This window comes from Amycolatopsis tolypomycina (genome assembly GCF_900105945.1).
GTDB lineage: Bacteria > Actinomycetota > Actinomycetes > Mycobacteriales > Pseudonocardiaceae > Amycolatopsis > Amycolatopsis tolypomycina.
On record NZ_FNSO01000004.1, the window covers coordinates 4,732,413 to 4,758,605 of the forward strand.

General features: G+C 72.8%; 21 protein-coding genes. 9 read left to right on the forward strand and 12 right to left on the reverse strand.

Annotated elements, in window-relative coordinates; translation table 11 throughout:
- Nucleotides 1-126 precede the first annotated feature (126 nt).
- On the forward strand, nucleotides 127-1,707 hold the full coding sequence (locus BLW76_RS31305; RefSeq protein WP_244170404.1) for a glycoside hydrolase family 44 protein: 1,581 nt from the start codon (nucleotides 127-129) through the stop codon (nucleotides 1,705-1,707).
- A 21-nt stretch (nucleotides 1,708-1,728) separates the two neighbouring features.
- Nucleotides 1,729-2,535 (forward strand): inositol monophosphatase family protein, encoded by an 807-nt coding sequence (locus BLW76_RS31310; RefSeq protein ID WP_091314173.1) that lies wholly within the window; start codon nucleotides 1,729-1,731, stop codon nucleotides 2,533-2,535.
- A gap of 12 nt (nucleotides 2,536-2,547) precedes the next feature.
- Here BLW76_RS31310 and BLW76_RS31315 read toward each other — a convergent pair whose 3' ends face one another.
- From BLW76_RS31315 to BLW76_RS31335, 5 genes are all read right to left on the reverse strand, one after another.
- Entirely contained in the window at nucleotides 2,548-3,792 is a 1,245-nt protein-coding gene (locus tag BLW76_RS31315; protein WP_091314176.1) for an amidohydrolase family protein, read from the reverse strand.
- Nucleotides 3,785-4,399 carry a uracil phosphoribosyltransferase gene (locus tag BLW76_RS48830; RefSeq protein WP_091314178.1) on the reverse strand — a complete coding sequence of 205 codons (615 nt, stop codon included), beginning with the start codon at nucleotides 4,397-4,399 and terminating at the stop codon, nucleotides 3,785-3,787. The genes BLW76_RS31315 and BLW76_RS48830 overlap by 8 nt, the downstream gene beginning before the upstream one ends.
- Nucleotides 4,396-5,685 carry a radical SAM family protein gene (locus BLW76_RS31325; RefSeq protein ID WP_091314181.1) on the reverse strand — a complete coding sequence of 430 codons (1,290 nt, stop codon included), beginning with the start codon at nucleotides 5,683-5,685 and terminating at the stop codon, nucleotides 4,396-4,398. The genes BLW76_RS48830 and BLW76_RS31325 overlap by 4 nt, the downstream gene beginning before the upstream one ends.
- Entirely contained in the window at nucleotides 5,682-7,187 is a 1,506-nt protein-coding gene (locus BLW76_RS31330; RefSeq protein WP_167384789.1) for an MFS transporter, read from the reverse strand. Before BLW76_RS31330 ends, BLW76_RS31325 begins: the two co-directional genes overlap by 4 nt.
- A gap of 329 nt (nucleotides 7,188-7,516) precedes the next feature.
- On the reverse strand, nucleotides 7,517-8,704 hold the full coding sequence (locus tag BLW76_RS31335) for a right-handed parallel beta-helix repeat-containing protein (protein ID WP_244170691.1): 1,188 nt from the start codon (nucleotides 8,702-8,704) through the stop codon (nucleotides 7,517-7,519).
- Nucleotides 8,705-8,947: 243 nt separating this feature from the next.
- Between BLW76_RS31335 and BLW76_RS31340 the strand changes: the two genes are divergently transcribed.
- The 4 genes from BLW76_RS31340 to BLW76_RS31355 are packed head-to-tail and all read left to right on the forward strand — an operon-like array spanning nucleotide 8,948 to nucleotide 13,485.
- The gene (locus BLW76_RS31340) at nucleotides 8,948-10,126 is read left to right on the forward strand and encodes an ATP-grasp domain-containing protein (RefSeq protein ID WP_091314187.1); all 1,179 of its coding nucleotides are present in this window, start codon (nucleotides 8,948-8,950) and stop codon (nucleotides 10,124-10,126) included.
- Complete coding sequence (locus BLW76_RS31345; RefSeq protein WP_091314190.1) at nucleotides 10,123-11,289, forward strand: MFS transporter; 1,167 nt, start codon at nucleotides 10,123-10,125, stop codon at nucleotides 11,287-11,289. Before BLW76_RS31340 ends, BLW76_RS31345 begins: the two co-directional genes overlap by 4 nt.
- Nucleotides 11,282-12,451: an ATP-grasp domain-containing protein gene (locus tag BLW76_RS31350; protein ID WP_091314192.1), complete on the forward strand. Its 1,170-nt coding sequence runs from the start codon at nucleotides 11,282-11,284 to the stop codon at nucleotides 12,449-12,451. The genes BLW76_RS31345 and BLW76_RS31350 overlap by 8 nt, the downstream gene beginning before the upstream one ends.
- A 26-nt stretch (nucleotides 12,452-12,477) precedes the next feature.
- Nucleotides 12,478-13,485 carry an ATP-grasp domain-containing protein gene (locus BLW76_RS31355; RefSeq protein WP_091314195.1) on the forward strand — a complete coding sequence of 336 codons (1,008 nt, stop codon included), beginning with the start codon at nucleotides 12,478-12,480 and terminating at the stop codon, nucleotides 13,483-13,485.
- A 42-nt stretch (nucleotides 13,486-13,527) separates the two neighbouring features.
- On the opposite strand, the gene BLW76_RS31360 is transcribed toward BLW76_RS31355, so the two are convergent.
- The gene (locus tag BLW76_RS31360; protein ID WP_244170405.1) at nucleotides 13,528-14,571 is read right to left on the reverse strand and encodes a pyridoxal-phosphate dependent enzyme; all 1,044 of its coding nucleotides are present in this window, start codon (nucleotides 14,569-14,571) and stop codon (nucleotides 13,528-13,530) included.
- A gap of 340 nt (nucleotides 14,572-14,911) precedes the next feature.
- On the opposite strand from BLW76_RS31360, the gene BLW76_RS31365 reads away from it, so the two are divergent.
- Nucleotides 14,912-15,601 carry a response regulator gene (locus BLW76_RS31365; protein WP_091314198.1) on the forward strand — a complete coding sequence of 230 codons (690 nt, stop codon included), beginning with the start codon at nucleotides 14,912-14,914 and terminating at the stop codon, nucleotides 15,599-15,601.
- Nucleotides 15,602-15,618: 17 nt separating this feature from the next.
- Here the strand turns inward: BLW76_RS31365 and BLW76_RS49275 are convergent, their stop codons facing one another.
- From BLW76_RS49275 to BLW76_RS31385, 4 genes are all read right to left on the reverse strand, one after another.
- Nucleotides 15,619-16,542: a Rieske 2Fe-2S domain-containing protein gene (locus BLW76_RS49275; RefSeq protein WP_143060716.1), complete on the reverse strand. Its 924-nt coding sequence runs from the start codon at nucleotides 16,540-16,542 to the stop codon at nucleotides 15,619-15,621.
- Between the two features lie 72 nt (nucleotides 16,543-16,614).
- Nucleotides 16,615-17,820: a monooxygenase gene (locus BLW76_RS31375; RefSeq protein WP_091314203.1), complete on the reverse strand. Its 1,206-nt coding sequence runs from the start codon at nucleotides 17,818-17,820 to the stop codon at nucleotides 16,615-16,617.
- Between the two features lie 82 nt (nucleotides 17,821-17,902).
- Entirely contained in the window at nucleotides 17,903-19,318 is a 1,416-nt protein-coding gene (locus BLW76_RS31380) for a HAMP domain-containing sensor histidine kinase (protein WP_091314205.1), read from the reverse strand.
- Complete coding sequence (locus BLW76_RS31385) at nucleotides 19,315-19,998, reverse strand: response regulator transcription factor (RefSeq protein WP_091314206.1); 684 nt, start codon at nucleotides 19,996-19,998, stop codon at nucleotides 19,315-19,317. The genes BLW76_RS31380 and BLW76_RS31385 overlap by 4 nt, the downstream gene beginning before the upstream one ends.
- A 123-nt stretch (nucleotides 19,999-20,121) precedes the next feature.
- Between BLW76_RS31385 and BLW76_RS31390 the strand changes: the two genes are divergently transcribed.
- Nucleotides 20,122-21,264: a glycosyltransferase gene (locus tag BLW76_RS31390; protein WP_091314208.1), complete on the forward strand. Its 1,143-nt coding sequence runs from the start codon at nucleotides 20,122-20,124 to the stop codon at nucleotides 21,262-21,264.
- A 30-nt stretch (nucleotides 21,265-21,294) separates the two neighbouring features.
- Here BLW76_RS31390 and BLW76_RS31395 read toward each other — a convergent pair whose 3' ends face one another.
- Entirely contained in the window at nucleotides 21,295-21,966 is a 672-nt protein-coding gene (locus tag BLW76_RS31395; RefSeq protein ID WP_341866513.1) for a DUF4190 domain-containing protein, read from the reverse strand.
- A gap of 393 nt (nucleotides 21,967-22,359) precedes the next feature.
- Between BLW76_RS31395 and BLW76_RS31400 the strand changes: the two genes are divergently transcribed.
- Complete coding sequence (locus BLW76_RS31400) at nucleotides 22,360-25,038, forward strand: glycoside hydrolase family 9 protein (RefSeq protein WP_091314210.1); 2,679 nt, start codon at nucleotides 22,360-22,362, stop codon at nucleotides 25,036-25,038.
- Here BLW76_RS31400 and BLW76_RS31405 read toward each other — a convergent pair whose 3' ends face one another.
- Nucleotides 25,039-26,193 carry an alpha/beta hydrolase family protein gene (locus BLW76_RS31405; RefSeq protein ID WP_244170406.1) on the reverse strand — a complete coding sequence of 385 codons (1,155 nt, stop codon included), beginning with the start codon at nucleotides 26,191-26,193 and terminating at the stop codon, nucleotides 25,039-25,041.

Genomic DNA, 26,193 nt, shown 5'->3' on the forward strand with positions numbered 1-26,193 from the left:
GCTGCCGTGGCGGCTGTGTATCGTATGGGAGCGCTCCCATACGACGGCGTCAGGAGTTCCCCGGTGGCTGCTCAGCGACGGAATCGCCCACGGTCCGGCAAGCCCCTCGCCGCGACCGGTTGCCTGGTGGCGGCGCTCCTGACCACCGCGGCACCACCGGCTTCCGCGGCCGGGCTCAGCCTGTCGGTCAACCTGTTCGCGGCGCGGCACGCGATCAGCCCGGACATCTACGGGATGAACGGCGGCGATCCCGCGCTCGTCGCCGAGCTCGGCATCCCGGTGTCGCGCTGGGGCGGCAACGCGAGCAGCCGCTACAACTTCAAGAACCACACCTACAACACCGGCAGCGACTGGTACTTCGAGAACATCGTGGCCGGGCCGGACAACACCCTCGAGGCCTTCGTCCAGCGCAACCGCGACCGCGGGATGAAGCAGGTGGTCACCGTGCCGATGTCCGGCTGGGTGGCGAAGGATTCGCCCTCGTCGCACCCGTTCGCCTGCGGGTTCCCGGCCACCCGCTTCCCCGCCCAGGACTCGTTCGACCAGTGGGACGCCAACTGCGGCAACGGCCGCCTGAACAACACCGATCTCACCGGGGCCGAGCCCACGGACACCTCGATCCCGGCGGACGCGTCCTTCGCCGGCGAAATGGTCTCGCACCTGGTGAGCCGGTTCGGCCCGGCGGCGCGGGGCGGCGTCCCGATCTACGAACTCGACAACGAACCGGTGCTGTGGAGCTCCACCCACCGCGACGTCCACCCGCAGCCGGTGAGCGACGACGAACTGGGCAGCAAGAGCACGGCGACCGCCGCGGCCATCAAGGCCGCCGACCCGCGGGCGGCGGTGCTCGGCCCGTCGGGCTGGGGCTACTGCGAGTGGGTCGCGTCCGGAGTGGACGGTTGCGGCCCCGGTCCCGACTCGGCCGCGCACGGCGGGCTCAACCTCTCCCAGTGGTTCCTGAAGAACATGAAGGACTACAGCGACGCCCACGGCGGCAAGCGTTTCCTCGACTACTTCGACCAGCACTTCTACCCGCAGATCAGCGGCGACAAGACCCCCGAGGCCAACGCGCTGCGGCTGCGGTCCATCCGGTCGCTGTGGGACCCGAGCTACGTCGAGGAGTCCTGGATCGGCCCCAGCGGCGTCAACGCGCCCCCGCTGCAGTTCATCCGCACGATGAAGCAGTGGATCGCCCAGTACAACCCCGGCACCAAGACGGCCATCACCGAGTACAACTGGGGCGCCCTCGACGACATCAACGGCGCGCTGGCCGAAGCCGACGTCCTCGGCGTCTTCGGCCGCGAAGGCCTCGACCTCGCCACGATGTGGGGCGAACCCAAGCCGACCGACCCGGCCGCGTACGCGTTCCGGATGTACCGCAACTACGACGGAGCCGGCAGCCAGTTCGGCGACGTGAGCGTCTCGGCGGCCAGCACCGACCAGGGACAGCTCGCGATCTACGGCGCCCAACGCCGCTGCGACGGCGCACTCACCCTCATGGTGATCAACAAGACCGGCACCGACCTGAACTCCCCGCTGTCGATCACGGGCACCGGCACCGGCAAGGCCCAACGGTTCACCTACAGCCCGGCCGACCTCTCGTCGATCGTGCGAGGCGGCGATCTTCCGGTGAACCGCGGCCGGGTCACCACGACGTACCCGGCGAATTCGATCACCCTGCTGGTCCTGCCGCAACACCGCGGCTGAGAGCCGGGCTAGGTTGGTGCGGTGGGCCTGTCGGTGCAGTTCGGTACGGTCGCGGCCGTGGTGGCCGACGTCGCGCGGCAGGAGGTGCTGAGCCGGTTCCGCCGGTTGCGGGCGGCGGAGATCTGGGAGAAGGCCGCGGGCGATCTCGTCACCGCCGCGGACGTGGCGGCCGAGCGGCGGCTGGCCGAAGAGCTCCGCGGCCTGGTCGCCGGGTCGGTCTTCGTGGGGGAAGAGGGCGTCGCCGCGGACGGGCGGCTGCTGGAGCTGCTGCGGGGTGACCGTCCGGTGTGGATCGCCGACCCGCTCGACGGGACGGCGAACTTCGTGCGCGGGAACGAACGGTTCTGCGTCATGGTGGCGCTGGCCCTGCGCGGAAGCGTGCTCGGCGCGTGGCTGTGCGCCCCCGCGCTCGGCCTGAGCGCGATGGCGCGCGCGGGCGGCGGCGCGGTGGCCGGCGGCCGCCCGCTGCGGCTGCCGGACCGCGACCGGGACCCGCTCCGGGTCGTCGTCACCGATCCGGCGTACCGGACCGCCGAGGACGACGCCGTGATCGCGCGGCTCGCCGGGGCGGGCCTGAGCCTGGTGCCGTGCAGCGGAGCCGGCGTCGTGTACCTCGAGCTGGCGCTCGGACGGCACGACGCGGCCGTGTTCGGCTGGACGAACGTGTGGGACCACGCCGCCGGCGTCCTGTTGCACCAGGAGGCCGGCGGCTACGCGGCCACGGCGGACGGGCCCGGGTTCCCGGCCGCCGCGGGCCGGCGGCCGCCACTCGTGCTGGCGAGGACCGCCGCCACGGCCGCGCGGCTGCGCCGGATCGCCGCCGGCTGACCACCGGGAGCGTCAGCCCCGGTCGCCGGTTCCGGCACCCGGGCGGTGCGGGCCGGCCACGATCCGTCCACAGTGGACGACGACGCGCCGCGGGTCGCGGTCGGCCACCGCGCCTCGCACGTCCCGCGCCGGGATGGCCAGCAGCTCGGCGGGGAAGCCCGGCGCTATCCGGACCTCCGGCAGTCCCAGCACCCAGCGGGCCTTCTCGCTGACCGCCGCGTACGCCGCGTCGACCGGCAGGTGGCCCGCGAGCACCAGCAGGACGGCGGTGTCGAGCGGGTCGCCGCGGCCCAGCGGGTTGAACGGGTCCTGGATGTTGTCCCCACCGCCGGCGACGGTCACCCCGGCCGCCGCCAGCGGCCCCAGCGCCGTCAGGCCGCGTGGGGTCGCGACCGGGTGGTCGCGGCCCTGCAGGTAGAGGTTGGTCGCGGGGCAGCAGACCACGCCGATCCCCGCCGCCGCCAGCCCGGCCCCGATCCGCCGCACCCGGTCGGGCGCCTGCACGCCGAGGCTGACGCAGTGGCTCGCGGTCACCCGGTGCGGGAATCCCGAGCGGGTGACCTGCGCCGCCAGCTCCCCGAGGCACGAGACGGACTCGTCGAGCGTCTCGTCGGTGTGCAGGTCCACCGGCGCACCGTGCCGCGCGGCCACGGCGAGCAGCTCTTCCTGGCACGCCACCGGGTCCGGGTCCCGGTACGGCGCCCCGCCGACGACGTCGGCGCCGCGTTCCATCGCCTCGGCCAGCACCGCCAGGTTGCCCGCGCCCGCCTGCCCCGAGGAGGGCACGTCGACGAACGCGGCGATCTCCAGGTGCAGCCGCCCGCGCAGCTCCTCCCGGGCGGCCACGACCGCGTCGAGGAAGCGCAGGCCGGTCCGGGTGCCGACGTCGAGGTGGGTGCGCACCGCGGTGCAGCCGTGCCCGAGCATCCGGAGGCAGGCCTCGAGCGCCCGGTCCGCGATGTCCCGGAACGGCGCCGTCGCGCGGAAGCGGTACCAGGAGTCGACGGCGCCTTCGAGGTCGCCGGTGGCGTTGTCGATCAGGCCCGCGGTGAGCACCTTGTCGAGGTGGGCGTGCGGCTCGGCCGGCGCCGGGAGCAGCAGGTGATCGCGCAGCTCGACCCGGACGCCGGCCGGCCCGGCAGCCGGTTCGGCCGGCTCGGTGACCGCGCTGATCCGGTCACCGCGGACGGCCACGTCGGCCCGGCGCCCGTCCGGCAGGGTCACGCCGCCGAGGACGAGCGAGGGCGGCTCACCCATGCGGCCGCCGTCCCACGGCGTCCCCCGCCGGCTCGGCGACGGCGCCGCCGTCCGCGAACACCTCGCCCGCGTCGAGCCGCCCGAAGTCGGGCGCGACGACCCCGCTCGTCTCGGCCTCGTCGAGGCTGAAGCCGATCACCTGCAGCCCCGCCGCGTGCAGGGCCCGCGTCGCGGTCGTCGCGGCGCAGACCACCGCCACGACCTCTTCGGCGGCGTGGCAGCTCGGCGTGATCGTCCGGCGCGCCGCGAAGACCGTGCGCCCGGTCGCGGCCACGCAGTCGAGGTAGACGATGCGGTCGTAGGCGCCGCCCGGGACTTCGGTGCGGTACTCGGTGACCACGTCGCCGCCGACGCGGCGCAGCCCCAGCATGCAGAACGCGGCGTCGCCGAACTCCTCGGCGAACGCCGGGTACAGCAGCGCCCCACCTCGCAGCACGACGACGCAGAGCACCCGCTCGCCGGGCCTGCCCGCGGCACGGACGGCACGGGCCAGTCCGCGGCCCAGCAGGCCGATCCGCCGGCGCAGCAGCGCTTTCGGGATGTCCGCGACGGTGATCGCGGCGTACAGGCCTTCGCTGTCGGGGAGCTCGACGACCCGGGCCGTCACGCCGTCTCCCCCGCGATCGCGTGGCGGCACGCCCGGACGAGCTCCGGCTCCGGCAGCAGGAGCTCGTGCCCGGGCGGGAGGCCGTCGACGCTCAGCCTGTCCTCGCCCAGCAGCCGGTGCAGCGCGACCAGTGTCACGGCGAGCCGGACCGCCGGGGCCGCCAGCAGGTCCTCCACCAGCGAGGCGACGTCGTTCTTGGCCACCGCGGCGGTGCAGCAGAGCGGGTCGAGCTCGGCGACGACGTCCGAGAGCGCCCACACGCCGTCGTCGACCAGCAGACGCGTGATCGGGTCGGCGAAGAAGTACTCGATGGCGCCCGCGAAGTCCGTTTCGCCGAGCATGAGCCGCCGGTCCGGGGCGGTGCCGCAGAAGATCCAGAAGCTGCCGTCGCTGTTCATGGTGATCGCGAGCCCGCCGGTGTCGGTGTAGCTGCCGCGGATCGCGTCGTTGACCGCCGTCGCCAGGACCAGCTGCCCCTGGCGCTTCTCGAACGGCCCGTAGTACTCCCGGATCGTCTTCGAGTGCGTGCTGAGTTCGGCGCCTTCGACGAGTTCGCCCGCCTTGCCGCTGAGCCGGAACACGTTGAACGTCAGCGGCGCCGACCGGCCACCGGGCAGCGTCAGCCGCCGGTTCCACTCGTCGATCTCGGTCAGTTCGCCCCCGACCTCGTCGGCGAGCAGGCGGTCGACGTGCCCGAGGTCCGGCTGGATGCCGCGGAAGCCGAGCAGCATGTCGTGGCCGCCCCGGTCCCAGGCGCGGGCGATGTTGCCGTAGTGCTCGATCAGCACCGGGTACGGCGCGTTGAGGTGGTAGCGGTCGAGGCTCAGCCGCAGCATGAGCTCCGGTTTCCGAGGGTTCTTCGCCAGCGCCCCGACGAGCCGGTCGAGCATCCGGTCGGCCGCGGCCTGCGTCTTCGCCCAGTAGCCGGCGGTGACCAGCTCGATCCGCGGCACCCGCACGGTTTCCAGGAGCCGGAGGATGCTGGGCAGCTTGAGGAAGGGCTCGCCGCCGCCGGTGATGTTGAGCTTTTCCGACCCGGTCTCGTCGATGAAGGCGATCGCTTCTTCCAGCTCCTCCGGGCTCAGTGAGTCCTTTTCGGACTTGCGTTCCAGGTCGGAGGAGTACATGCAGTGCTTGCAGGCGACCGGGCACAGCTCGCTGAGGTGGATGAAGAAGCTCGAACCCCGGTCCGGCAGCGGGCCGGGACGCCAGCGGGTCCGCCGGATGAGGTCCGCCCGGGCTTCGCCGGGAGCCGCGAACAGCTCTTTCACGCTGGGCAGGGTCATCGGTTCCCTTTCTCCTCGGTGATTTCCGCGTGCTCGGGGTGTCCGGCACCACGGGGACGCCGCGCGGTGGCGCGGGCGAGCAGGGCAAACCCGGCCACGGCGGCGGGCAGCACCAGGAAGGCGGCACGCTCCCACTGCGCAAGCCCGGTCACGGCGGCGAACAGCGGCGGCGCGAGCAGGGTCCCGGCACTCCCGAGCTGGACGAGAACGCCATTGGCGGCGGGCAGGGCATCCGCCCGCACCACGACGGACGGCAGCGCACCGTACGCGGCGCCCACCCCGATCCCCGCCGCGAAGAGCAGCAGGACCGCCAGTGCGACCGCGCCGCCCGGCGGCAAGGCGCCACCGAAGACGAGGCCGGCGAACACCGGACAGGAGAGGGCGGCCGCGCCAACCGCGCGGGGAGTGGCGCCCCGACGCAGGAGGGCACCGGCCAGCAGGCTGCCCGGCACACTCGCAACGGCAACGGCCGAGGTGAGCGCGCCGGCCGTACCCGGCGGAAGGCTGAACCTCGAACTCAGGTAGAGGGGGAACAAGGAGAGGACCGCGACGCTGATGAGAGCGGTCAGCGCGAAGCCGGCTCCGAGCAGCAGCGGCCCGGCTGTGACCCGGCGCCCCGGCGGACTGGGCGGCGGCGATCCGGCCGACCCCCGGTCTCTTGGCGGGCTGGGCAGCCCGGCTGTCACCCGGCGCCCCGGCGAGCTGGGCGGCAGGGACCCGTCCGCTACCCCGCGCCCCGGCGGGCTGAGCGACGGCGCGGCCGCCACCCGGCCTCCCGGCGCGCTAGGCGCCCCGTCCGCCACCCCGCGCCCCAGCGGGCTGAGCGACGGCGCGGCCGCCACCCGGCCACCCGGCGCTTTAGGCGGCCCGTCCGCCACCCCGCGCCCCGGCGGGTCGGGCGACACTGCCCCGTCCGTCACCCCGCGCCCCGGCAGACCGGGCGGGCTGGGCGGCGACGTCCGGCTCGTGCCCGCCGCGGCACCAGCGACAACGGCCAGCACCGCGCACACCACAGCCAGCAGCAGGAACCAGCCGCGCCATCCCCAGGCCGAGCCGAGCACTCCGCCCGCGACCGCGCTCAGTGCCAGCCCCGCCGGGACGCATGCGCCCCACACCGCCAGCGCCGGTGCCAGCCTGCGCGGGGACACCTGGGACGCCAGCACGACCGGGGCACCGACCATCACCAGCAGGTAGCCCGCTCCTTCGGCAACGCGCAGCCCGACGAGCACGCCCGTGGCCGGCGCCACGGCGACCATCAGCCCGCCGGCCACCGCGAGCACGGCCAGCCCGGCGGCCACCCACCCGCCCACCGCCCGTGGCCGCAGCCATTCCCCGGCGGGCAGCGCGAACAGGGCGGCGACGAACGTGATCGTCGAAATCACCAGCCCCAGCCACGTGGCCGACAGCCCGAACGCCCCGCGCACCGCGTCGGAAACGGGCGCGACCTTCCCCAACGCGGCCGCCGCCGCGACGCCGGCCGCGATCGTCGTCGCGGGCGGCACCCACCCTCGTCCTCGCACCATTCCCCCGCACAACCCCGGCAGCCTGCCGCGGATCCGCCAGTCGACCCCGGCCCGTGACGCTACGCAATTTCCACTGCCGCCGGGACCGCCAGGCGGGTAAACGATTCACCGGCACCGCCGGTGAGGCCGCCGGACTGAGGAAAACGTTGTTGCGGCGGAAATTCGACCCGCTTTTCCCACCGATCGCCGCCGGCGCCTCACTGTCCTCTGTAGACTATGGCCGGAGAAATCAGCGGGTTGGGTGCGCAATCCCGCCGCCGTCGTGCGCGTTCCGCAGCAGGTAGACCGCGCTGATCGGTCCCCGTCGTTCACGGACACCTCCGCTCGTAGGCGCCGATGTCGAAGCCCGCGCCGGCCGGCCGGGCGACGCCGTCGAGGTCGAACGCGGGCGCGTGCTCGGGGCTGCCGGCGTCGACCGCCGGCGAACCCGCGGCGAGGTGGTAGTCGCCGCGGGCCGGGTCGGCGAAACCCGGGTCTCCGGTGAAGTTGTGGTCGGCGGCGAACGGGCCGGCCTCGACCGGACCATCGCCGAACACGTTGTTGCGCAACGTGTTCCGGCCGGCGAACCGGTCGGCGTCGATCAGCACCGAGCCGCGGGCGTTGCCGGCGAAGGTGTTGTTGACGATCTCCAGGTTCCGCATCGTCCCGGTCGACTCGACCCACAAGCTCAGCCCGGCCTGCGCGTTGCCGGTGGACAAATTGTCGAAAACCCTGACCTCCGAGAGCAGCCGGGTTTCCGAGTAGTCCTCGACGGCGAGCCCGATCCCGGCCTTGCTGCCCTCGCGGGTCCCGCCGACCACGTTCGCGTAGACGTCCACCGCGGACGAAGAGTCGACATAGATGTTCGGACCCCGGTTGCCGGTCACGACGTTGTGGTGGATCTTCACCCGGGCGGCGGAGTTGTACTTGACGTCGATGCCTTCCTCGCCGTTGCCGTGCACCCGGCAGCCGGACACCTCGACGTCCGACGAGCCCGAGGCGATGCTCAGCGCTTCGTGGTCGGCCGAGGTGCCGCGGGCGTTCGTGCCCCGGATGTCGCAGTGCGTGACGCGCACCCGCCGGGTGCCGACCAGCACGAGCCCGCCGTCGCGGGAGCCGTCGACGCCGAACCTGTCGAACACGAGGTCGTGTGCCCCCGCGGCGTACACGCCGAAGCCGGTCGAGCCGGCCACGGTCACGTCGGTGAACTCCAGCCAGCCGTGCCCGCCGACGGCGAGGCCCCCGGCGCCGGTCAGCACGGCGGTTCCGCCGGTGCCGGCGAACCGGATCGGGCGCCCCGGGGCGCCGTCACGGCGGATGGTCAGGCCACCCGGGTACACGCCGGCCTCGATCGCGACCGTGTCCCCGGGCCGCGCCACGTCGGCCGCGGCCTGGACGGTGGCGTACTGCCCGTGCGGTCCGACACGCCACGTGCGCGGCGCGGGCCCGGCAGCCCCCTCGGCAGCCGGGCCGCCGACGGCCATGACCAGGAGCGCCACGCCGGCCACCATCCGCATCGCCACGTCCCGTCCCGTCTCCTCCGGCCCGCGAGCCCGGCCGGGCTCGCGCCTTTCTAGCCGGGGCCGGCCGGGGACCGGTCCCCGGCCGGCGTCACCCGATCGGCGCAACTACCCCCTCTTCGGGATTCGTGCATGTCTTGTCGTGCCCTGATGCCGCCTCCTGGGAGATGAGGCAGGATCCGCCCGCTTCCTAGCATCCAGTGACGGCAACGGGAACTAGCGGCGAGGGGCGGGCTTGCGGTGGTCAACGTCGCGGTCATCAACTACGGGCAGCTCAACGACTACGCAGCCATGCTGCCCGAGCACGTCAGCGGCCTCCACGTCTTCAGCCACAACCCCCTCGAGAGCACCGCCGGGTTCGCGCACTACGAACACGTGCCCGACTGCGAGTTCGTCCCCTACGCCGAACTCCGGCTGCGGGAGCTCGCCCGCGATCGCCTCTTCGACTACGTCGTCACGGACAACGAGTACGACCTCGAACGCGTGGCCCGGCTTCGCACCCACCTCGGGGTGCACGGGCAGACTCCGGACAGCGCACTGTCCTTTCGCGACAAAGTCGTCATGAAAGAAGTGGCGGGCAAGCGGGTCCGCACGCCGCGCTTCGCCGGGCTCGACACCTTCGCCGACCTGCTCGACTTCATCGACGACGTCGGTTATCCGGTGGTGGTCAAGCCGCGGAAGCAGGGTGGCTCCCGGGACATCACCGTGCTGCGGGACGCCGGCGAGTTGACCGCGTTCAGCCGCCGGCACTGGCGGGACGACCTGCTGGCCGAGGAGTTCGTCGACGGGGAGGTCCACCACGTCGACGCCGTGCTTGCCGACGGCTTCCGGTTCGTCTCCTGCTCGCGGTACCTGCGTAGCTGCCTCGGCGTCTTTTCCGGGCAGAACAACGGATCGCTGCAGCTGCACCCCGACGACCCGGTCGCGGTCGAGCTGACCGCCTTCCTCGACGAGTGCCTCGCCGCCTTCGACACGCCTGCCGTGTCCGCCTACCACCTCGAGGTCTTCCGCACCGCGGACGGGGAGCTGCTGCTGTGCGAGATCGCGTCGCGGGTGGGTGGCGCCCGGATCCCCGCGCTCACCCGCGCGACCTACGGCCTCGACCTGCTGCCCACCTGGCTGCGGCTGTCCACCGGGCTGCCGGTGGCCGACCCGCCCCGGGCGGCGCCCGACCGGCTGCACGGCGCCGTCGCGATCGTCCCCCCGGGCCGTGCCGTGCGCGCCCCCGGACGGCCGCCCTTCGAGTGGGTCACCGAGTACGAGGTCAACACCGCCCTCGCCGCCGGGGCCGTCGCGCAGAACAGCACCTCCCACGTCTGCTGGGCCATGGTCGAGGGCCGGGACACCGCCGAGGTCGAGGCCCGGCTGTGGGAAACCGAGACGTGGCTGACGGCGAACCTCGTGGCGGACACGCCGTGACAGCGTGGCGCGAGACCTCCCCGGACGGGCGGGCCCTGCTGGTCACGGTGCTGCTGACCGGGCTGACCACGTTCATGTTCCTGCCGCTGCTGGCGATCGAGCTCACCGGCCGCGGCGTGGCGGCGGCCGAGGCCGGGTTCCTCGTCGGCCTGCTCGCCTTCTCCAGCCAGGCCTTTTCGCTGCTCACCGGATTCCTGGTCGACCGGCTCGGCACGCGAGCGGTGCTGGCCGCCGGGTTCGCGCTGCGGATCGCCGGGTACGTCCTGCTCGGCCTCGGCGGCCCCGGCCTGGTCGCCGGGGTGGTGGCCGTCGGGGTCGGCGGCTCGCTGCTGGGCCTGGCCATCAAGACCCGGCTGGTCTCCGAAGACGGTCCCGGGCCGCGGGCGATGCTGGCCCTGCGCTCGACGTTCGTCAACATCGGCGTCGTCGCCGGGCCCGCGCTCGGCGCGGCCGTCTACCCGCTCGGCTTCCGGTACATCCTGGGTGCCTGTGTCCTGTCCCACCTCGTGCTCGGCATCCGGCTGGTGGCCCGCGCGGGACGCCGGGCCGCGCGGCCCGGCCCGGCCGTCGCGGTCGCCGAGCCGCCGCCGGAGAACCGGTGGGGCCGGGCGCACTGGCTCACGCTGCTCGTGCTCGGCGTGGCCTACTGGGCGATCTACAGCCAGCTCAACGTCGTCGTGCCGATCGCGGCACTGGCCATGACCGGGAGCACGGCGGCGATCGCGGTCGTCTTCACGGTCAACGGCGTGCTCGTCGTGCTCTGCCAGTACGCGCTGCTGCGCCACGTCTTCGCCCGCGCCGCGAACCGCACCCTGCTCGCCCTCGGCTTCCTCTTCTTCGCCGGCGCCTACGCGGTCCTGCTGGCCCACGCGGGGTGGTTCTCCTTGCTGGTCTTCGCGTTGCCGGTCACCGTCGCCGAGATGCTCATCGGGCCCAGTCTCGACGAGCAGGCCATCCGCGCGAGCTCGGTGCGCCGCACCGGGATCGCCCTCGGCGCGATGAGCGCGGCCGGGGCCGTCGGCAGCCTCGCCGGCGCCAGCCTCGGCGGCGTTCTCGTGCAGCTGCTCAGCGGCGACGGCGTCTGGCTCGTGCTGATCAGCGTGTCCGTCGCCGCGGCCGCCACCAGTCTCCTCCTGCCGAAAGCGCGGGTCCGGCATGCCTGAAACGGTCGTCCTGCTCAACCCCCGTGACCTGGTCGTCGACGCCGCGCGCCGGCTCGGGCTGACGGTGGTCGTCGTCCTCGCCCCCGGCGGGGCCGACCCCGGCCCCGTGCCGGGCCTGCTCCTGCACAGCCCGTGGACCACCGATCCGGGCGGGCTGGTGGCCCGCCTGCGGGAACTGGACCTGCCCGGGCCGGTCTCCTGCTTCGGGTTCGGCGAGGCCGGCTCCTCGGTGGCGGCGGTGGTCAACGAGCGGCTGGGCTGGCCGGGCACCCGGCCGGGTGCGCTGGAGACGTTCCGGGACAAGGCGAAGCTGCGCGCCGCGGTCGGCGACCGGGCCGGCGTCCCGGTCGCGCACGCGGTCTGCGACACCCTCGCCGAGCTCGGCCGGGCGATCGCGCACATCGGGTTCCCCTGCATCGTCAAGCCGGCCGACGGCACCGGCAGCGCGGGCGTGACCCGGCTGGACGGCCCGGCCGACGCCGCCGCGCGGCTCGCCGGCCCGGAGCTCGAAAGCCCGCACCTGGTCGAGGAGTTCCTGCAGGGCACCGAATACAGCGTCGAGGCGATGAGCTCGCCCCGGGGCCACCGCATCCTCGCCGTCACCGAGAAGGCGACGACCGGTGCCCCGCACTTCGTCGAGACGGGCCACACCCTGCCAGTGGACCTCGGTGCCGGGCCGGCCGCGGCCGTCGCGGACCTCGTCGCCGCGACGCTCGACGCCGCGGGGTACCACTACGGCGTCTCGCACACCGAGGTGATGCTGACCGGCACCGGTCCCCGGCTGATCGAGTCGCACGGCCGCCCGGGCGGCGACCGGATCAGCGACATGCTCCGCCTCGCGCTCGGGGAAGACGTCTTCGAGCAGTCGATGGCGGTCGTCTTCGGCCGTCCGACGCCGGACGGCCCGGCCCGGCGCCGCGTCGCCGGAATCCGCTACGTCACGTTCCCCGGCGACGCACCGGTGCCCGAAGTCGACGTCGCGGCGATCGCGGCGCTGCCCGGGGTCGTGGAGGCCCACCTGTCGGCCACGCCCGGCGCCCGCCCGCCGTCGGTGCGCCAGTCGCGGGACCGGCACGGGTTCGTCGTCGCCGCCGGCGACACCCGCGAAGAACTCGAAACCCACCTCGCCCGCGCTGTCGCGGCGTTCACCCGCGGGTCGTGAAACCCGCCACCCGAAAGGACCGGCTCGTGCCCTACAAGATCCTCGTCCTGGTCTCCGAAGTCGCGAAGTTCCGGCTGGACAACCACTCCATCATCCCGAGCGCGTTGCACCGCGAGGGGCACGACGTCCACATCGGCGACATCGACACCCTGTCGATCCACGATTCGGTCGTCGTCTGCGACCGGGTCCGGCTGACCGAGGAGTACCTGACCGGGCACGACTTCCCGGCGCTGTCGGAAAGCTACGCCTCGGCCGAGGACTTCGACCTCGTGTGGGTGCTCGCCGGCACCAACCCCGAAGTGCAGGCGGACAACTTCCAGCTGCTGTGGGTGCTCAACCAGCGGGTGCCGTTCGTCAACGAGGCCGCCGCCCTGTTCTACCTCAACTCCAAGACGGCGCTCGGCTCCGTCGTGCCGCGGGAAAACCTGCCCGCGTCCTACGTCTCGAACGACTTCGACTTCCTGACCGGGCTGGTCGAGTCGGACGCCGGGCGCACCTGGGTGCTCAAGCCCACCAACGAGGGCTGCGGCGCCGACGTCTACTTCCTGTCGAAGAACGAGCGCAACCGGGCCGCGCTGCTGCAGTCGGCCACGGGCAACGCCGTGCCGCGGTACGAGATGTACAGCCGCGAGATCATCGGCCTGGCCAAGCGGTACGCCGCCGTGCAGGAGTACATCCCCAACGTGCGGGAGAACGAAAAGCGCGTGATCATCGCGGGCGACGTCCCGGTGTGCGGCTTCCGCCGGTTCCACTTCGAGCACGACGACCGCGCCAACGTCACCCTCGGCACCAGGTTCGAGGGCCTGACGCTGACGCCGGAGGAGGACGGCTTCGTGCGCCGGCTCGGCAAACGGCTGATGGAGCACGGCGTCTTCTACTCGGGCATCGACCTGGCCTACCCGTACGTGATGGAGTTCAACCTGGTGAACCCGGGTGGGCTGAACTACTCCTTCCGCGCCACCGGCGTCGACCAGTCCTCGGAGGCGGTCACCACGGTGCTCAACGCGCTGCGCGCCCAGGGCCGCCTGCCCTGACGGCCAGGCGCCGCCCGGCACCCCTGCCGGGCGGCCGCCCGGTCACGCGGCCCGCGGTACCTGGCGCCATTCGGGCAGGTCGTCCTGGACGTGGAACGGCCGCCGGGCCCAGTCCATCGTGGCCCACGGCCCGGCGAGGTCGTCGAGCGAGCTGACCCGCACCGGCCGGTAACCGGGATCGGGGGCGTCCGCGGCCTCCACCGGGTAGACGAGTTCCACGTACCGGTGGCCGGGGTCGGCGGCGAGGAAGACCACCGGTCCGCCGCCCGGCTCGGTCTCGCGCACGTGCCGCGCCACCTGCCAGCCGGCCCCGCCGGACAGCCCGGCGAAGACGCCGGTGGTGGCCAGTAGGTGCCGGCAGCCTGCCGCCGCGACGTCGAAGTCCAGCCAGTGCACGGTGTCGTAGATCCGGTAGTCGATGTTCGCGAACCGGATCCCGCTGCCGATGCCGGCGATGATGAACGAGTCCATCGGCGCCGACTCCGCCCCGAACGACCGGCTGCCGAACGGCTGGATCCCGGCCACCCGCACATCCGGTGAGGCTTCCCGCAGGTAGCGGCCCATCCCGCTGGTGGACGCCCCGGTGCCGACCCCGCCGACCAGGGTCAGCCCCTCGACGCCCAGCTCCTCGACGACGGTGCGGGCGACCCCGCGGTAGCCGAGGTAGTGGACGTCGTCGTGGTACTGCTGCATCCAGTAGGCGTCCGGGTTCGCCTCCAGGTACTTGTGCACCAGCCGGACGCGGATCTCCTGGTCGTGCTTGAGGCTCGCCGACGAGGGCACCTGCTGGAAGGTGGCCCCGAGGTAGGTCAGCTGGGTCCGGATCCCGGCGTCGACCGAAATCGACGCGAAGATGTGGCACTTGAGCCCGAATTCGCGGCAGACCAGGGCGAGCGCGTGCCCGTAGATGCCGCTGGAGCTGTCGACGAGCGTCTGCCCGGGCCGGACGACCCCGCGGTCCAGCAGATCCTGGACGGCCGCGCGGACCGAAGCCACCTTCATGACCTCGAACCGCAGGACGTAGATTCCTTCGCCGAGATCGATGAGGTCGGGATCGGCGAGCTTCTCCGAAAAAGACCGGTACACGTGCAGCCCTTCCGTCGACGGCGCCGGCGCGGCGGTGCCGGTGTCTGAGTGCGGGCCCCACTGTAGGACGGAAAAGGCGCGAGTCTCCCAGCCCGCGGCAGAATCGTCAATGCAGAAGAAAGCCTTTCTTCTGCACGATCGAAGTTGTTCTCCGGAATTGCCGGATGTGCATCGCGCACCCCGGACCGTGCAAACCGCACGGGCGCCGGAGGTGATTCGCCCCCGGCCCGTGCGGCCCGCGCCGCTTTAACAGTCGTTTCAGGTTCGCTCGATACGAAGTAAGCGAAGCGGGTTCACGGCCTCGCCGCCGGCCCCACGCGACCCTGAAAGGCAGCCCTTCATGATCTCCGTGCTCGTGGTGGACACCCAGCCGCTGCAGCGCCTCGGGTTTCGCATGCTGCTGGAGCGCACCTCCGACACCGAGGTCGTCGGCGAGGCCGAGACCGGCGCCGAGGCCGTCCGGTGCACCGCCGAACGGCGGCCCGACGTGGTGCTGATGGGCCTCCGCACGCCGGGCGCCGACGGGATCGAGGCCACCCGGCGCATCGTCGCCGCCGGGGGGCGTTCGCGGGTCCTGGTGCTGACGGCGTTCGACGTGGACCGGTACGCGCTCGCCGCGCTGCGGGCCGGGGCGAGCGGGTTCCTGCTGACGGACACCCGCCCGGAAGAGCTGCTCGCCGGCATCCGGGCCGTCGCCGCCGGGGACGCGGTGATCGCGCCGGCGCTGACCCGGCGGTGGCTCGACGCGTTCGCCGACCGGCTCGGCGACGACCTCGGCGGGCCCGTGCGGGAGGATCCCCGGCTGGGCGCCCTGACCGGCCGCGAGCGCGAGGTGCTCGTCGCCATCGGCCACGGCCTCACCAACGGCGAGATCGCGCACCGCTTCACCCTGTCGGAGTCGACGGTGAAGTCCCACGTCGGGCGGGTCCTCGCCAAGATCGGCGCCCGGGACCGGATCCAGGCTGTCATCCTCGCCTACGACATGGGACTCACCCGGCCGGTCAGCGCGTCGGCCGGGGCGCGACCGTAGTTCCCGGCCGGGCCCGGTCATGCGGTGGTGACCTGCCCGTCGACGACTTGCACCGGCACGCTCGTCAGAGCTCTCGTGGCCGGCCCGCCGGTGACCTGGCCGGTGCCGTCGAAGCTGGAGCCGTGGCAGGGGCAGCGGAAGCCGGCGCCGGCGGGCGTGACGGGGCAGCCCTGGTGGGTGCAGGTGGCGAGGAAGGCCAGGAAGGTGTCGGCCGAAGGGCGCACCAGGTATGCGGCGGAACCGTTCGGCGTGGTGAAGCTCGTCGACGAACCCACGGCGACGGCCGAGACCGCGGCGATCACGGTCCGGGAGTTCGGTCCCGGGTCGGCCGGCCGGCTCGGTTTCGGATCGGTGGTGGTGAGCCGGGAAAGGATTATGACGCCACCGCCGAAGGCTGCGGCCGTCGCGGTGACCAGGCCGCCCCAGAGCAGAATGCGCCGCTCGACGCCGTCCGGCACGTGGTCCGGCGGGCGACGACGCCGGATCGCGGCGCGCAGGCGGTCCGTCGTGGAGAACAGGCCCGCGTCGCCGGCGACCAGCAGCGGGGTCCAGGCGGCCGCGAAGACGATGTCGGCGCCGAAGTAGTACGGGCGGGTCGTCCAGCTCACGGTGAGGAAGAAGCTCAGCGCAAGGAGAAACCCGCCGAGCGCGGCGACGCGGGCGAACAGCCCGAGCAGCGTCCCCACCCCGACCGCGACCTCGGCGAAGGCGATGGCCAGGCCGACGACGGTCGGGTGGCCGGCCGCGAACGACACCAGCGGGCCGATCGGCGAGGTCGTCGCGGCGTGCAGCATCTGGGCCTGGACGCCGAGGGGTGAGGCGGGGTCGAGGTAGTGGGTGTCGAAGAGCTTGGAAAGGCCGGCGTAGAGGAACGTGCCGCCGAGGAAGACGCGCAGCGGCAGGAGTGCCCAGAGCTCGCCACGACAAGGCTTGGAGAACAAGGGAAGTCGCCTTTCAGGTCGCAACAGTGCGGACGTGTGTGAGCTCGGAGCTCACACACGTCCGGCGATTCGTCAGGACTTGCGGGGAGACACCGTCATGATTCCCGCGCACATCTCGTCGCTGGTGCCGTCGCCCCACACCACGTAGCGCGGCGGCAGCTTGCTCAGCTGCGGCAATCGTTTGCGCAGCCCCGCGTCGTGCGTGCACGTCACCCGCAGCGTGTCCCCCGGACCGATCTCCACCGGCGACGGCAGTTTCACCAGCCGCTGGTTGTCGAAGTCGAACTGCGGCACGTCCAGCACGACCTTGGCGCTCGGCGTGCCCGGGTTGAGTTCGACCTTGATGGCCCGCCCGAGCAGGTGCATGTGGCCGAAGCCGGCGAACAGCGTCATCGGCGCCTCCACCTTGTGGTCGCACGTCTGGGTGTCGCCGGGCTTCGGCGCGCTCTGGCCGCACTCCGCCAACTGCTCGTCCGCGGTGCCGCCGACCTCCGGCCCGAACCGCTTCGTGACGTCCGCGATCGAGGCCGCCCGGTCACAGAGCGGACCCGACTCCTCGGCGGTGCACGGCAGGTCGGTCGGCGCGTCGAGCGGGAAGGTGTCGAACTCCCTGGTCTGCGGCGTGCCGTCGGTCAGCCGCAGCCGCATCGCCGTGCGGTCCGACCCGCCCGGCCTGCCGTCGGTCGCGAGCAGGTTGTAGTGCATCTGGAGGACGACCAGGCTGCCCGGTTCGAGCTTGAAGCCGGCGTCCTCGGTGAACAGCGTCTCCGTGGCGCCCGGCGCCCAGGTGTCCGCCCACGTCGCCTCCCCCTCTTCGACTTCGGCGCCCTTCACGCCTGTCCCGCCGAAGCACTGCCAGCCGGGGCCGGGGGTCTTCGCGTCCTGCTCGCGCACCGCGGCGGCGCCGCCCGGCGGCACGACGTACACGATGGCGTGGTGCGCGAGGGCGACGTTCTCCGGCATGACCTGGGTCCCGGTCAGGAAGGCCGTCTTGGTCAGGCCCGGATCGATCACCTGGCACCGGTACTCGTCCGTGCCGCCGCCCGCCGGCGGCGCGGGTGTGTAGGCCTCGGCCATCTTCAGGTCGACGAACCGCTCGCCGGCGCGCAGCGGCTGCGGTGGGGCCGACGGCCGGTCCGCGTGCGCGCCGTGCGAACCGGGCGCGGCGGGCGCCGCACTGTTGTCGGCCTTCGCCCCGCAGGCGACGACGGCGAACGCCGTCGCCAGCACCGTGGTGGCCGCCGCGAACGTCCGCAGTGGACTGTCAGGTTTCGTCATGACCTGAACGCTAGGCCGGATTCCGTCCCGTTTCGTCGTACTGCGGTCGTCATTCCCGGAAGGGGAGTGGTACCACGGTACTTCAGCTCGGCGCCGAATTCTCCGGTTGCCTCACCGCGGCCGGAAGGTCGACCCGGAGCAGCGCGCCACCGCGTGCGGACCGGGCGACGGTGACCCGGCCGCCGTGGGCGTCGACGACCCGCTGCACGATCGACAGCCCCAGCCCGGATCCCGGCAACGCCCGGGCGCTGTCGGCGCGGTAGAACCGGTCGAACACCCGCGGCACGTCGGCGGCGTCGATACCCGGCCCGGCGTCGTCGACCTCGAGCACCGCCCACGCGCCCTCGGCCCGGAGCCGGACGCCGACCGGCTGGTCCGCGGGAGACCACTTGCCGGCGTTGTCGACGAGGTTGAGCACCGCCCGCTGGAGCGCGGCGGGCCGCCCGCTCACCCACACCGACGTCACGTCGAGCGCGACCTCGATGTCCGGTACTCGTGACCGCGCCCGGGTCGCGGCGGCCACCACGACGTCGGCGAGGTCGAGCACCTCGGTGCTCTCGTCGCTGACGTCACCGCGCGCGAGGTCGGTCAGCTCGGCGGCCAGGGTGCTCAGCTCGGCCACCTGGGCGCCGAGGTCGTTGAGCAGCCGGGTCCGGCTCTCCGGCGGCAGCGCGCTGTCCAGGGTGCCGCGCCGGTCGAGCCGGATCAGCAGCTCGGCGTTGAGGCGCAGGCTGGTGAGCGGGGTCTTGAGCTCGTGGGCGGCGTCCTCGGCGAGCAACCGCTGGGCCTGCCGGGATTCCCGCAGTGCGGCGAGCATGTCGTTGATCGACCGGATCAGCCGCCGGATCTCGCCGCCGCCCTCGTCCGGGATGTCGGCGTCGAGATCCCGCGTGTGCGCGACCCGGACCGCGGCGGCGGTCAGCCGGTCGATCGGGGCCAGCCCGGCCCGCGCCACGGTCCGCCCGACGAGCGCGCCGCCGGCCACGCAGACCAGCCCGATCAGCAGCATGCCCCACCCGAACCGGTTGTTCTGGCTGCCATCGGCGACGCGGGCCGCCTGGACCGCGCCGTCGCCCGCCCGCAGCGTGTAGACGAGGTAGCCGTCGTCGTCGCTGCCGGTCGACTCCATCAGGTCGGCCGACGCGCCCTGCGCCACGCGCCCGGCGGCCTCGCTGACGGCGGGCAGCGCGGGCTGGCCGGCCGGCGTCCGGGTCGAGCCGTCGGGCAGGATGACCCGCACCAGCCCACCGGATCCGGGGTACGGCGGTAGCGGGACCTGCGCCAGACCGCTGCGCTCCGCGTTCGTCGCCAGGACGCGGGAGTCGGCGCGCAGCTGGTTCCGGGCGGTGTCCTGCAGCTCCCGGTCCAGTAGCTCGATGGCCACCTGGAAGGCCACGAACACGCTGACCGCGATGGCCGTCGCCGCGATCACCGTCAGCCTGGTCCGCAGGGACCGGCGGCGCCACCACCGGGTCAGCCGGCCGGCGGGCCTGCTCACGGAGGCGTCTCCCGCAACGTGTACCCCAGGCCGCGCAGCGTGTAGATCAACCGCGGCTCCCCCTCGGCCTCCATTTTGCGGCGCAGGTAGCTCACGTACACCTGGAGGTTGTTGGCCGTGACGCTCATGTCGAAGCCCCAGATCGCCTCGAACAGCGCGGCGCGGGTCAGCACCCGGGTCGCGTTGCGCACGAGGACCTGCAGCAGCGAGAACTCGGTGCGGGTCAGGCGCAGCGGCCGCTCGCCCCGCCACGCCTCGAACCGGTCAGGATCGACCCTGACGTCCGCGAACGTCAGGATCGGCGACTCGTCGTCGCCCGGCGCGCGGCGGCGCAGCAGGGCCCGCACCCGGGCCAGCAGTTCCTCGGTGGCGAACGGCTTGGGCAGGTAGTCGTCGGCGCCCGCGTCCAGCCCGGCGACCCGGTCGACGACCTGGTCCCGGGCGGTCAGCATCAGCACCGGCAGCTCCCGGCCCGCCGCCCGCAACCGCCGGCATGTCTCCAGCCCGCCGAGGCGGGGCATCATCACGTCGAGGATCAGCAGATCCGGCGCGTCGGCACCCACTCCGTCGAGCACGGCGAGACCGTTGGCGACGGTGCTGGTGTCGTACCCCTCGACCTGGAGCACCCGCTCCAGCGACTCACGGATGGCCGCCTCGTCATCCGCGATCATGATCCGCACGCCTGCTCGTCCCCCTTCGGTCTGCCGCCCATCCTCCCGGACCAACCTGAAACGAGGATTAAAGCGTCGCCGTCCGCAACGTCGGAGAGAAGTTCGCCGCCGGGCGGGTCTACCGTCGATCACATGCGCCTTCTGTTCACGTCGCTGGCCGCCTACGGTCACGTCTACCCGCTGCTGCCGCTCGCCGTCGCCGCGCGGGAAGCCGGGCACGAGGTCGTTTTCGCCACCGCCGAAGGCTTCCTCCCGCACCTGCGAGCCGCCGGGGTCGAGCCCGTCGCGGCCGGCGTGGACGTCCGCGTCGCCTTCGACCGGCTCTTCGCCGAGGCCGGCGCGGCGCCCGGCGCGGAGATGCCGCTGGAGCTGATGACCGAGCTGACGGACCGGGTGTTCGGCGAAGTGCTGCCGCGCAGCTACTTCGCCGGGCTCACCGAGCTCTTCGCCCGGCGCCGTCCCGACCTGGTCGTCTACGAGGCATCCAACATCGCCGGCTCGTTCGCCGCGCGGGCGGCCGGGATACCCGCGGTCGGCCACACCTTCGGGCACGTCATGCGCGTGGCGCCGGACGAGGACAAGCTGGCTCCCCTGAGCAGGCTCGCGGCCGAGTTCGGGCTCGAATGGCGCGGCCTGGCCGAGCTGGGCCACCCGTTCGTCGACATCTGCCCCGATTCGGTGCAGCACCGGGGTTTCCGCGACCTGGTGCCGCGGCTGCCGGTCCGGCCGGTCGGCTGGAGCGCCGACGGCGAGCTGCCCGACCTGCCGGCCCGCGAGCGGCCGTTGGTCTACCTGACGCTCGGCACGGTGATGGGCAGCGCGGACGTCCTGCGCACGGCGATCGACGGCCTCGCCCCGCTCGACGTGGACGTGGTGGTGGCATCCGGGCCGACGGTGGACCCGGCCGCCCTCGGCGAGCTGCCGCCAAACGTCCGGAGCGTGCCGTGGGTCCCGCAGGCGCGCCTGCTGCCCCACGTCGACTTCGCCGTCCACCACGGCGGCAACGGAACGATGCTCGGCTCGTTCGCCGCGGGCGTCCCCCAGCTGGTCCTCCCCCAGGGCGGCGACCAGTTCGCCAACAGCGAGGCGGTGGTGGACTCGGGCGCGGGGGCCCAGCTGGTGGGCGAAGAGGTGACGGCGGAGGCGATCACCGAGCAGGCAGCCGGGCTCCTGAAGGACACCGCGGCCCGCGACGCGGCCCGGGAGGTGGCGGCGGAGATCGCCGCGATGCCGTCCCCGGCCGAGGCGGTGGCCACCCTGGTCGGCTGTGTTTGACCGGCTGGTGATCTCGGACCACCGGACGGCTCAGGGCTGGTAGGTGCAGAGGGCGCCGACGCTGTTGTGGTGTTCGACGACGATTTTGCCGTCGACGGTGATCTTGCAGGTGTTGTCCTTGCTGCCCACCTTGAACTCGACCGGGGTGACGGTGACCGACGTGAACGCCAGGTCGTCCATCGTCAGGGTCTGGTTCCAGGTCTTGCCCTTCTCCAGGACCTCCTGGGAGTTCGTGGTGAATCCGCTGCTCCACTGCACGTTTGACTTCGCCGCCGTCGTGACCTCGAGGACAACGGTGTGCTTCGCCGTTGCCTGCCCGGTCGGGGCCGCCGCGGCGGGCTGGGATCCGGCGTCCGCCACGGCGGGCGGCGCGGGTGCGGTGGGCAGGCTGTTGGCGGCGTCGTTGACGACCTTGCCGAACGCCGCTGTCCAGATCACGCAGATGACCAGTCCGATCGCGGACAGCACGACAGCGGTGATGGCCATGCCCTTGTTGCTCGCCTGGCCCCGGTTCGCCCGCAGCGTCCCGACGATGCCGAAGATCAGCCCGAGGATCGTCAGCGGCCACGCGATGATGCCGATGAGCGGAATGAACGCGAAGATCAGGCCGACCAGGCCGAGGACGAACCCGGCGGTGCCGAGGCCGTTCTTGTACGGAACGGGAGCTGCCATCGGCTGCGGCGGCATGGGGGCGTAGGACACGGTTGCCTCTTTCAGTCCAGCGGCGCGACCGACCTCGGTCACGTTCTGCCGCATCCGTCGCGTCACGATCCACGCGCGTAACAGCGCCCAAAAGCCGTTTTCGGTCACAGAAAGGCCTCACGCACCCACATCTGCGATCATTTCCGCAGGTAATCGCAGTCAGCGACTGACACACCGTCGTTACCTAGGGTAAGAAATTGAAAATTCAAATTCACTCGGACGGGCTAATCGCGGCGTCGGGCTCACGCAGCCAGGCTTCGTGGTCTCCCTTGTCCGCCGAGAACGCGTCAGCGCCATACCTCGGATTGAGAGCGCTCCCAAACAGCACCTTGCTTCACCGCCCCCGGCTCTTTACCCTCACTCTGGAAGCGCTCCCAGACCTGAGGAGGCGGAGTGCGCACTTCGACGACGAAGTCGATTTCCCAAGCGGTCGTTGCCCTGCTGGTGCTCGGTCTCAGCCTGGTGGTCCCGGGAGCACCCGCGAGCGCGGCCGGGAAGTTCAACTACGGCGAGGCGCTGCAGAAGTCGGTCTGGTTCTACGACGCCCAGCGCTCCGGTGCGCTGCCCGCGGGCAACCGCGTTTCCTGGCGCGGGCAGTCCGCGCTCGATGACGGGAAGGACGTCGGCCTCGATCTCAGCGGTGGTTTCTACGATGCCGGTGACCACGTCAAGTTCGGGCTGCCGTTCGAGTTCAGCATGACCATGCTCGCCTGGGGCGCGCTGGAGAACCGGGCCGCCTACCAGAGCTCCGGGCAGTGGCCGCACCTGCTGTCGAACCTGCGCTGGGGCGGCGACTGGCTGCTCAAGGCGCACCCCCAGCCGAACGTGCTCTACGGTCAGGTCGGCCGGGGCGACGACGACCACAAGTGGTGGGGCCCGGCCGAGACGATGACCATGGCGCGGCCCGCCTTCCGCGTCGACACCTCCTGCCCCGGCTCGGACCTCGCCGGCGAGGCCGCCGCGCAGCTGGCCGCCGGCTCGATGGTCTTCAAGGCCGACGACCCCACGTACGCGGCCACGCTGCTCACCCACGCCAAGCAGCTCTACGCCTTCGCCGACAACTACCGCGGCGTCTACTCCGACTGCATCACCGACGCCAAGAACTTCTACAAGTCCTGGAGCGGCTACCAGGACGAGCTCGTGTGGGGCGCGATCTGGCTCTACAAGGCCACCGGCGACACCGGCTACCTGACGAAGGCGCGCACGGCCTACGAGAAGCTGGCCACCGAACCGCAGACCACCACCCGCTCCTACCGCTGGACGCTGGCCTGGGACGACAAGTCCTACGGCGCCTACGTCCTGCTCGCCCAGCTCACCGGCGACCCCCAGTACCTCGCCGACGCCAACCGCTGGCTGGACTGGTGGACCACCGGCGTCAACGGCCAGCGCGTGCCCTACTCCCCCGGCGGCCAGGCCGTGCTCGACCAGTGGGGTTCGCTGCGCTACGCGGCGAACACCGCCTTCGTGGCGCTCACCTACTCGGACTGGCTGCGCACCACCGATCCCGCGCGTGCCACCACGTACCACGACTTCGCCGTCCGGCAGATCAATTACGCGCTCGGCGACAACCCGCGTGGCGCGAGCTTCGTGGTCGGGTTCGGCGTCAACCCGCCCCGCAGCCCGCACCACCGCACCGCGCACGGCTCCTGGGCGGACAACATCACCGAGCCCGCGCTGAACCGGCACACCCTCTACGGCGCGCTCGTCGGCGGCCCGAGCTCGGCCAACGACGCCTACACCGACGACCGCAGCAACTACACGATGAACGAGGTGGCCCTGGACTACAACGCCGGCTTCACCGGCGCGCTGGCCCGCCTCTACGGCGAATACGGCGGCACGCCCCTGGCCACCTTCCCGCCGACGGAAACCCCGGACGGCCCGGAGATCCTGGCGCAGGGCGCGCTCAACCAGCCCGACGGCGGCTCGTTCACCGAGGTGAAAGCCTACGTGCTCAACAAGTCGGCGTGGCCGGCCCGCACGTTCACCGGCTCGCTGCGTTACTACTTCACCCTCGACGGTGCCACCACGCCCGGCCAGATCTCGGTGACGTCGGCGTACAACCAGTGCGACGCGCCGGCGGTGCGCCAGTTCTCCGGCGCCGTCTACTACGTCGAAGTGTCGTGCTCCGGCGGCGTCGCCCCCGGCGGCCAGTCCCGCTACCGCAAGGAAATCCAGTTCCGGATCACCAGCGCCGGCACGTGGAACCCCGCCGACGACTGGTCGCACACCGGCCTCGCGCCCAGCGGCAGTGCCCCGGCGAACGCCTCGCGGCTGGTGCTCGCGCAGGGGTCCACCGTGCTGTGGGGCACCCCGCCGGGACCGTCCACAGGGGACACCACGCCGCCGTCGGCGCCCACCGGGGTCACCGCCACCCCGGGCAGCACCAGCGTCGGCCTCACCTGGACCGCCGCCACCGACGACGTCGGCGTCGCCGGGTACGACGTGCTCAACGCGGCCGGGGCGACGATCGGCAGCACCACGAGCACCGGCTACCAGGTCACCGGCCTCACCCCGGCCACCGCGTACACGTTCTCGGTCCGCGCCCGGGACGCCGCCGGCAACCAGTCCGCGGCCAGCAGCCCGGTGTCGGTCACCACGACCACCGGCGGCGGCAACCCCGGCACCGGTTCCCTCGCCGTGCAGCAGCGGTCCGGCAGCGGCGCCACCGACAACCAGATCCGCACCGGCCTGCAGATCGTCAACCGGGGCAGCACCGCGGTCGCCCTGACCGGTGTCACCGCGCGCTACTGGTTCACCGGCGACGCCACCAACCCGGGCTACCAGATCTGGTGCGACTACGCGGTCGTCGGCTGCGGCAACGTCACCCTGCGCGTCGTGAAGCTGAGCACGCCGCGCCCGGGCGCCGACGCGTACGTCGAAGTCGCGTTCAGCGGCGGCAGCCTCGCGGCCGGCGCGAACACCGGCGAGCTCCAGATCCGCGTGGCCAAGGCCGACTGGTCGCCGTTCAACCAGGCCGACGACCACAGCTACCGCGCGGCGACGGCGTTCTCCGACCTCGCCACCGCCACCGCCTACCAGGCCGGCACCCTCGCCTGGGGCACCGAGCCCTGATCAGCCGACGCGGGCCAGCCACCCGGCGACATCGGAGACCACCGCGGCGTCGACGTGGCCGGGCCGGGTGTAGTCCGCCGGGGCCGAGGGGCCGTCGCCCGGCAGGAAGAGGTGGTCGAGCCGCTCGTAGACCTCGATCGTCACGCCGGGGCGGCCGGCGAGGCCGGTGCGCCAGCGGGTGAGGTCGTCGGCCACCGTCACCTGGTAGTCGCGGCCGCCCTGGCCGAGGAAGACCGGCTGGGGCAGGCCCGCGGTGGCCGCGACCGGGTCGTAGCCGCGCAGGTCGAGCCAGTAGGACGCGGGCAGGCCGAACGGCAGCTCCGCCGATGGGGTCTCCGGCGTCAGCCGGTCGCTGTCGACGAGCGCCGCCTGCTGTTCGAACGTGGCCGGGTCCAGCCCGAGGTGGCGGGCGACGCGGACGGCGGCGTGGTGCATCGGCTGGGCGTCGCCGGCCAGGATCACCAGCCCGGCCACCGCCGGGTCCGCCTCGGCCACCCGCGGCGCGACCTTGCCCCCCATGCTGTGCCCGGCGACGAACACCCGCTCGACCCCCGGTTCGCCGCGCAGCACGGCCAGCGCCGCGAGCGCGGGCGGCAGGTACTCCTCGGTCATCGTCGGCGCCGGCGTCTTGTCGAAGCGCACGACGGTCACCCCGCGCGTGGCCAGGCCCCAGGCGAGGTCCTTGAGGGGCTTGTTCGGGCCGCTGCTCTCGTCGCGGTCGAACGGGCCGCCGCCGGCCAGCAGGACCACGCCCGCGCCCCCGGCGGTCACCGGGGAGGTGACGGTGGCGCCCGTCGTCCCGCCGAGGGTGATCTCCCGTTCGGCGAACACCCGCGGGTCCGCATAGGACGGTGCCGTCCACAGTGGATCGGACGCGGGCGCGAACCGCAGGCCGTGCACCACACCGCGGTCGTCGACGGACATCACGACGGTGCAGCCGCCGACCGGGAGGTGCACCCGCGTCAGCCCGGCCTGCCCCGGCTCGGTCACGGCCGGGCCGGTGACGGCCGTCGGCGCCACGGCGGCCCACGCACTCCGCAGGGCGTCCGCCGGGACGGCCTTGCGCAGCGGCCGGGAGAACCGGCGCACCACCTCTTCGAAGCGCTCCCCGAGCAGCATCTCCACCACGGTCCTCGCCACCGCCTCGGCATCCAC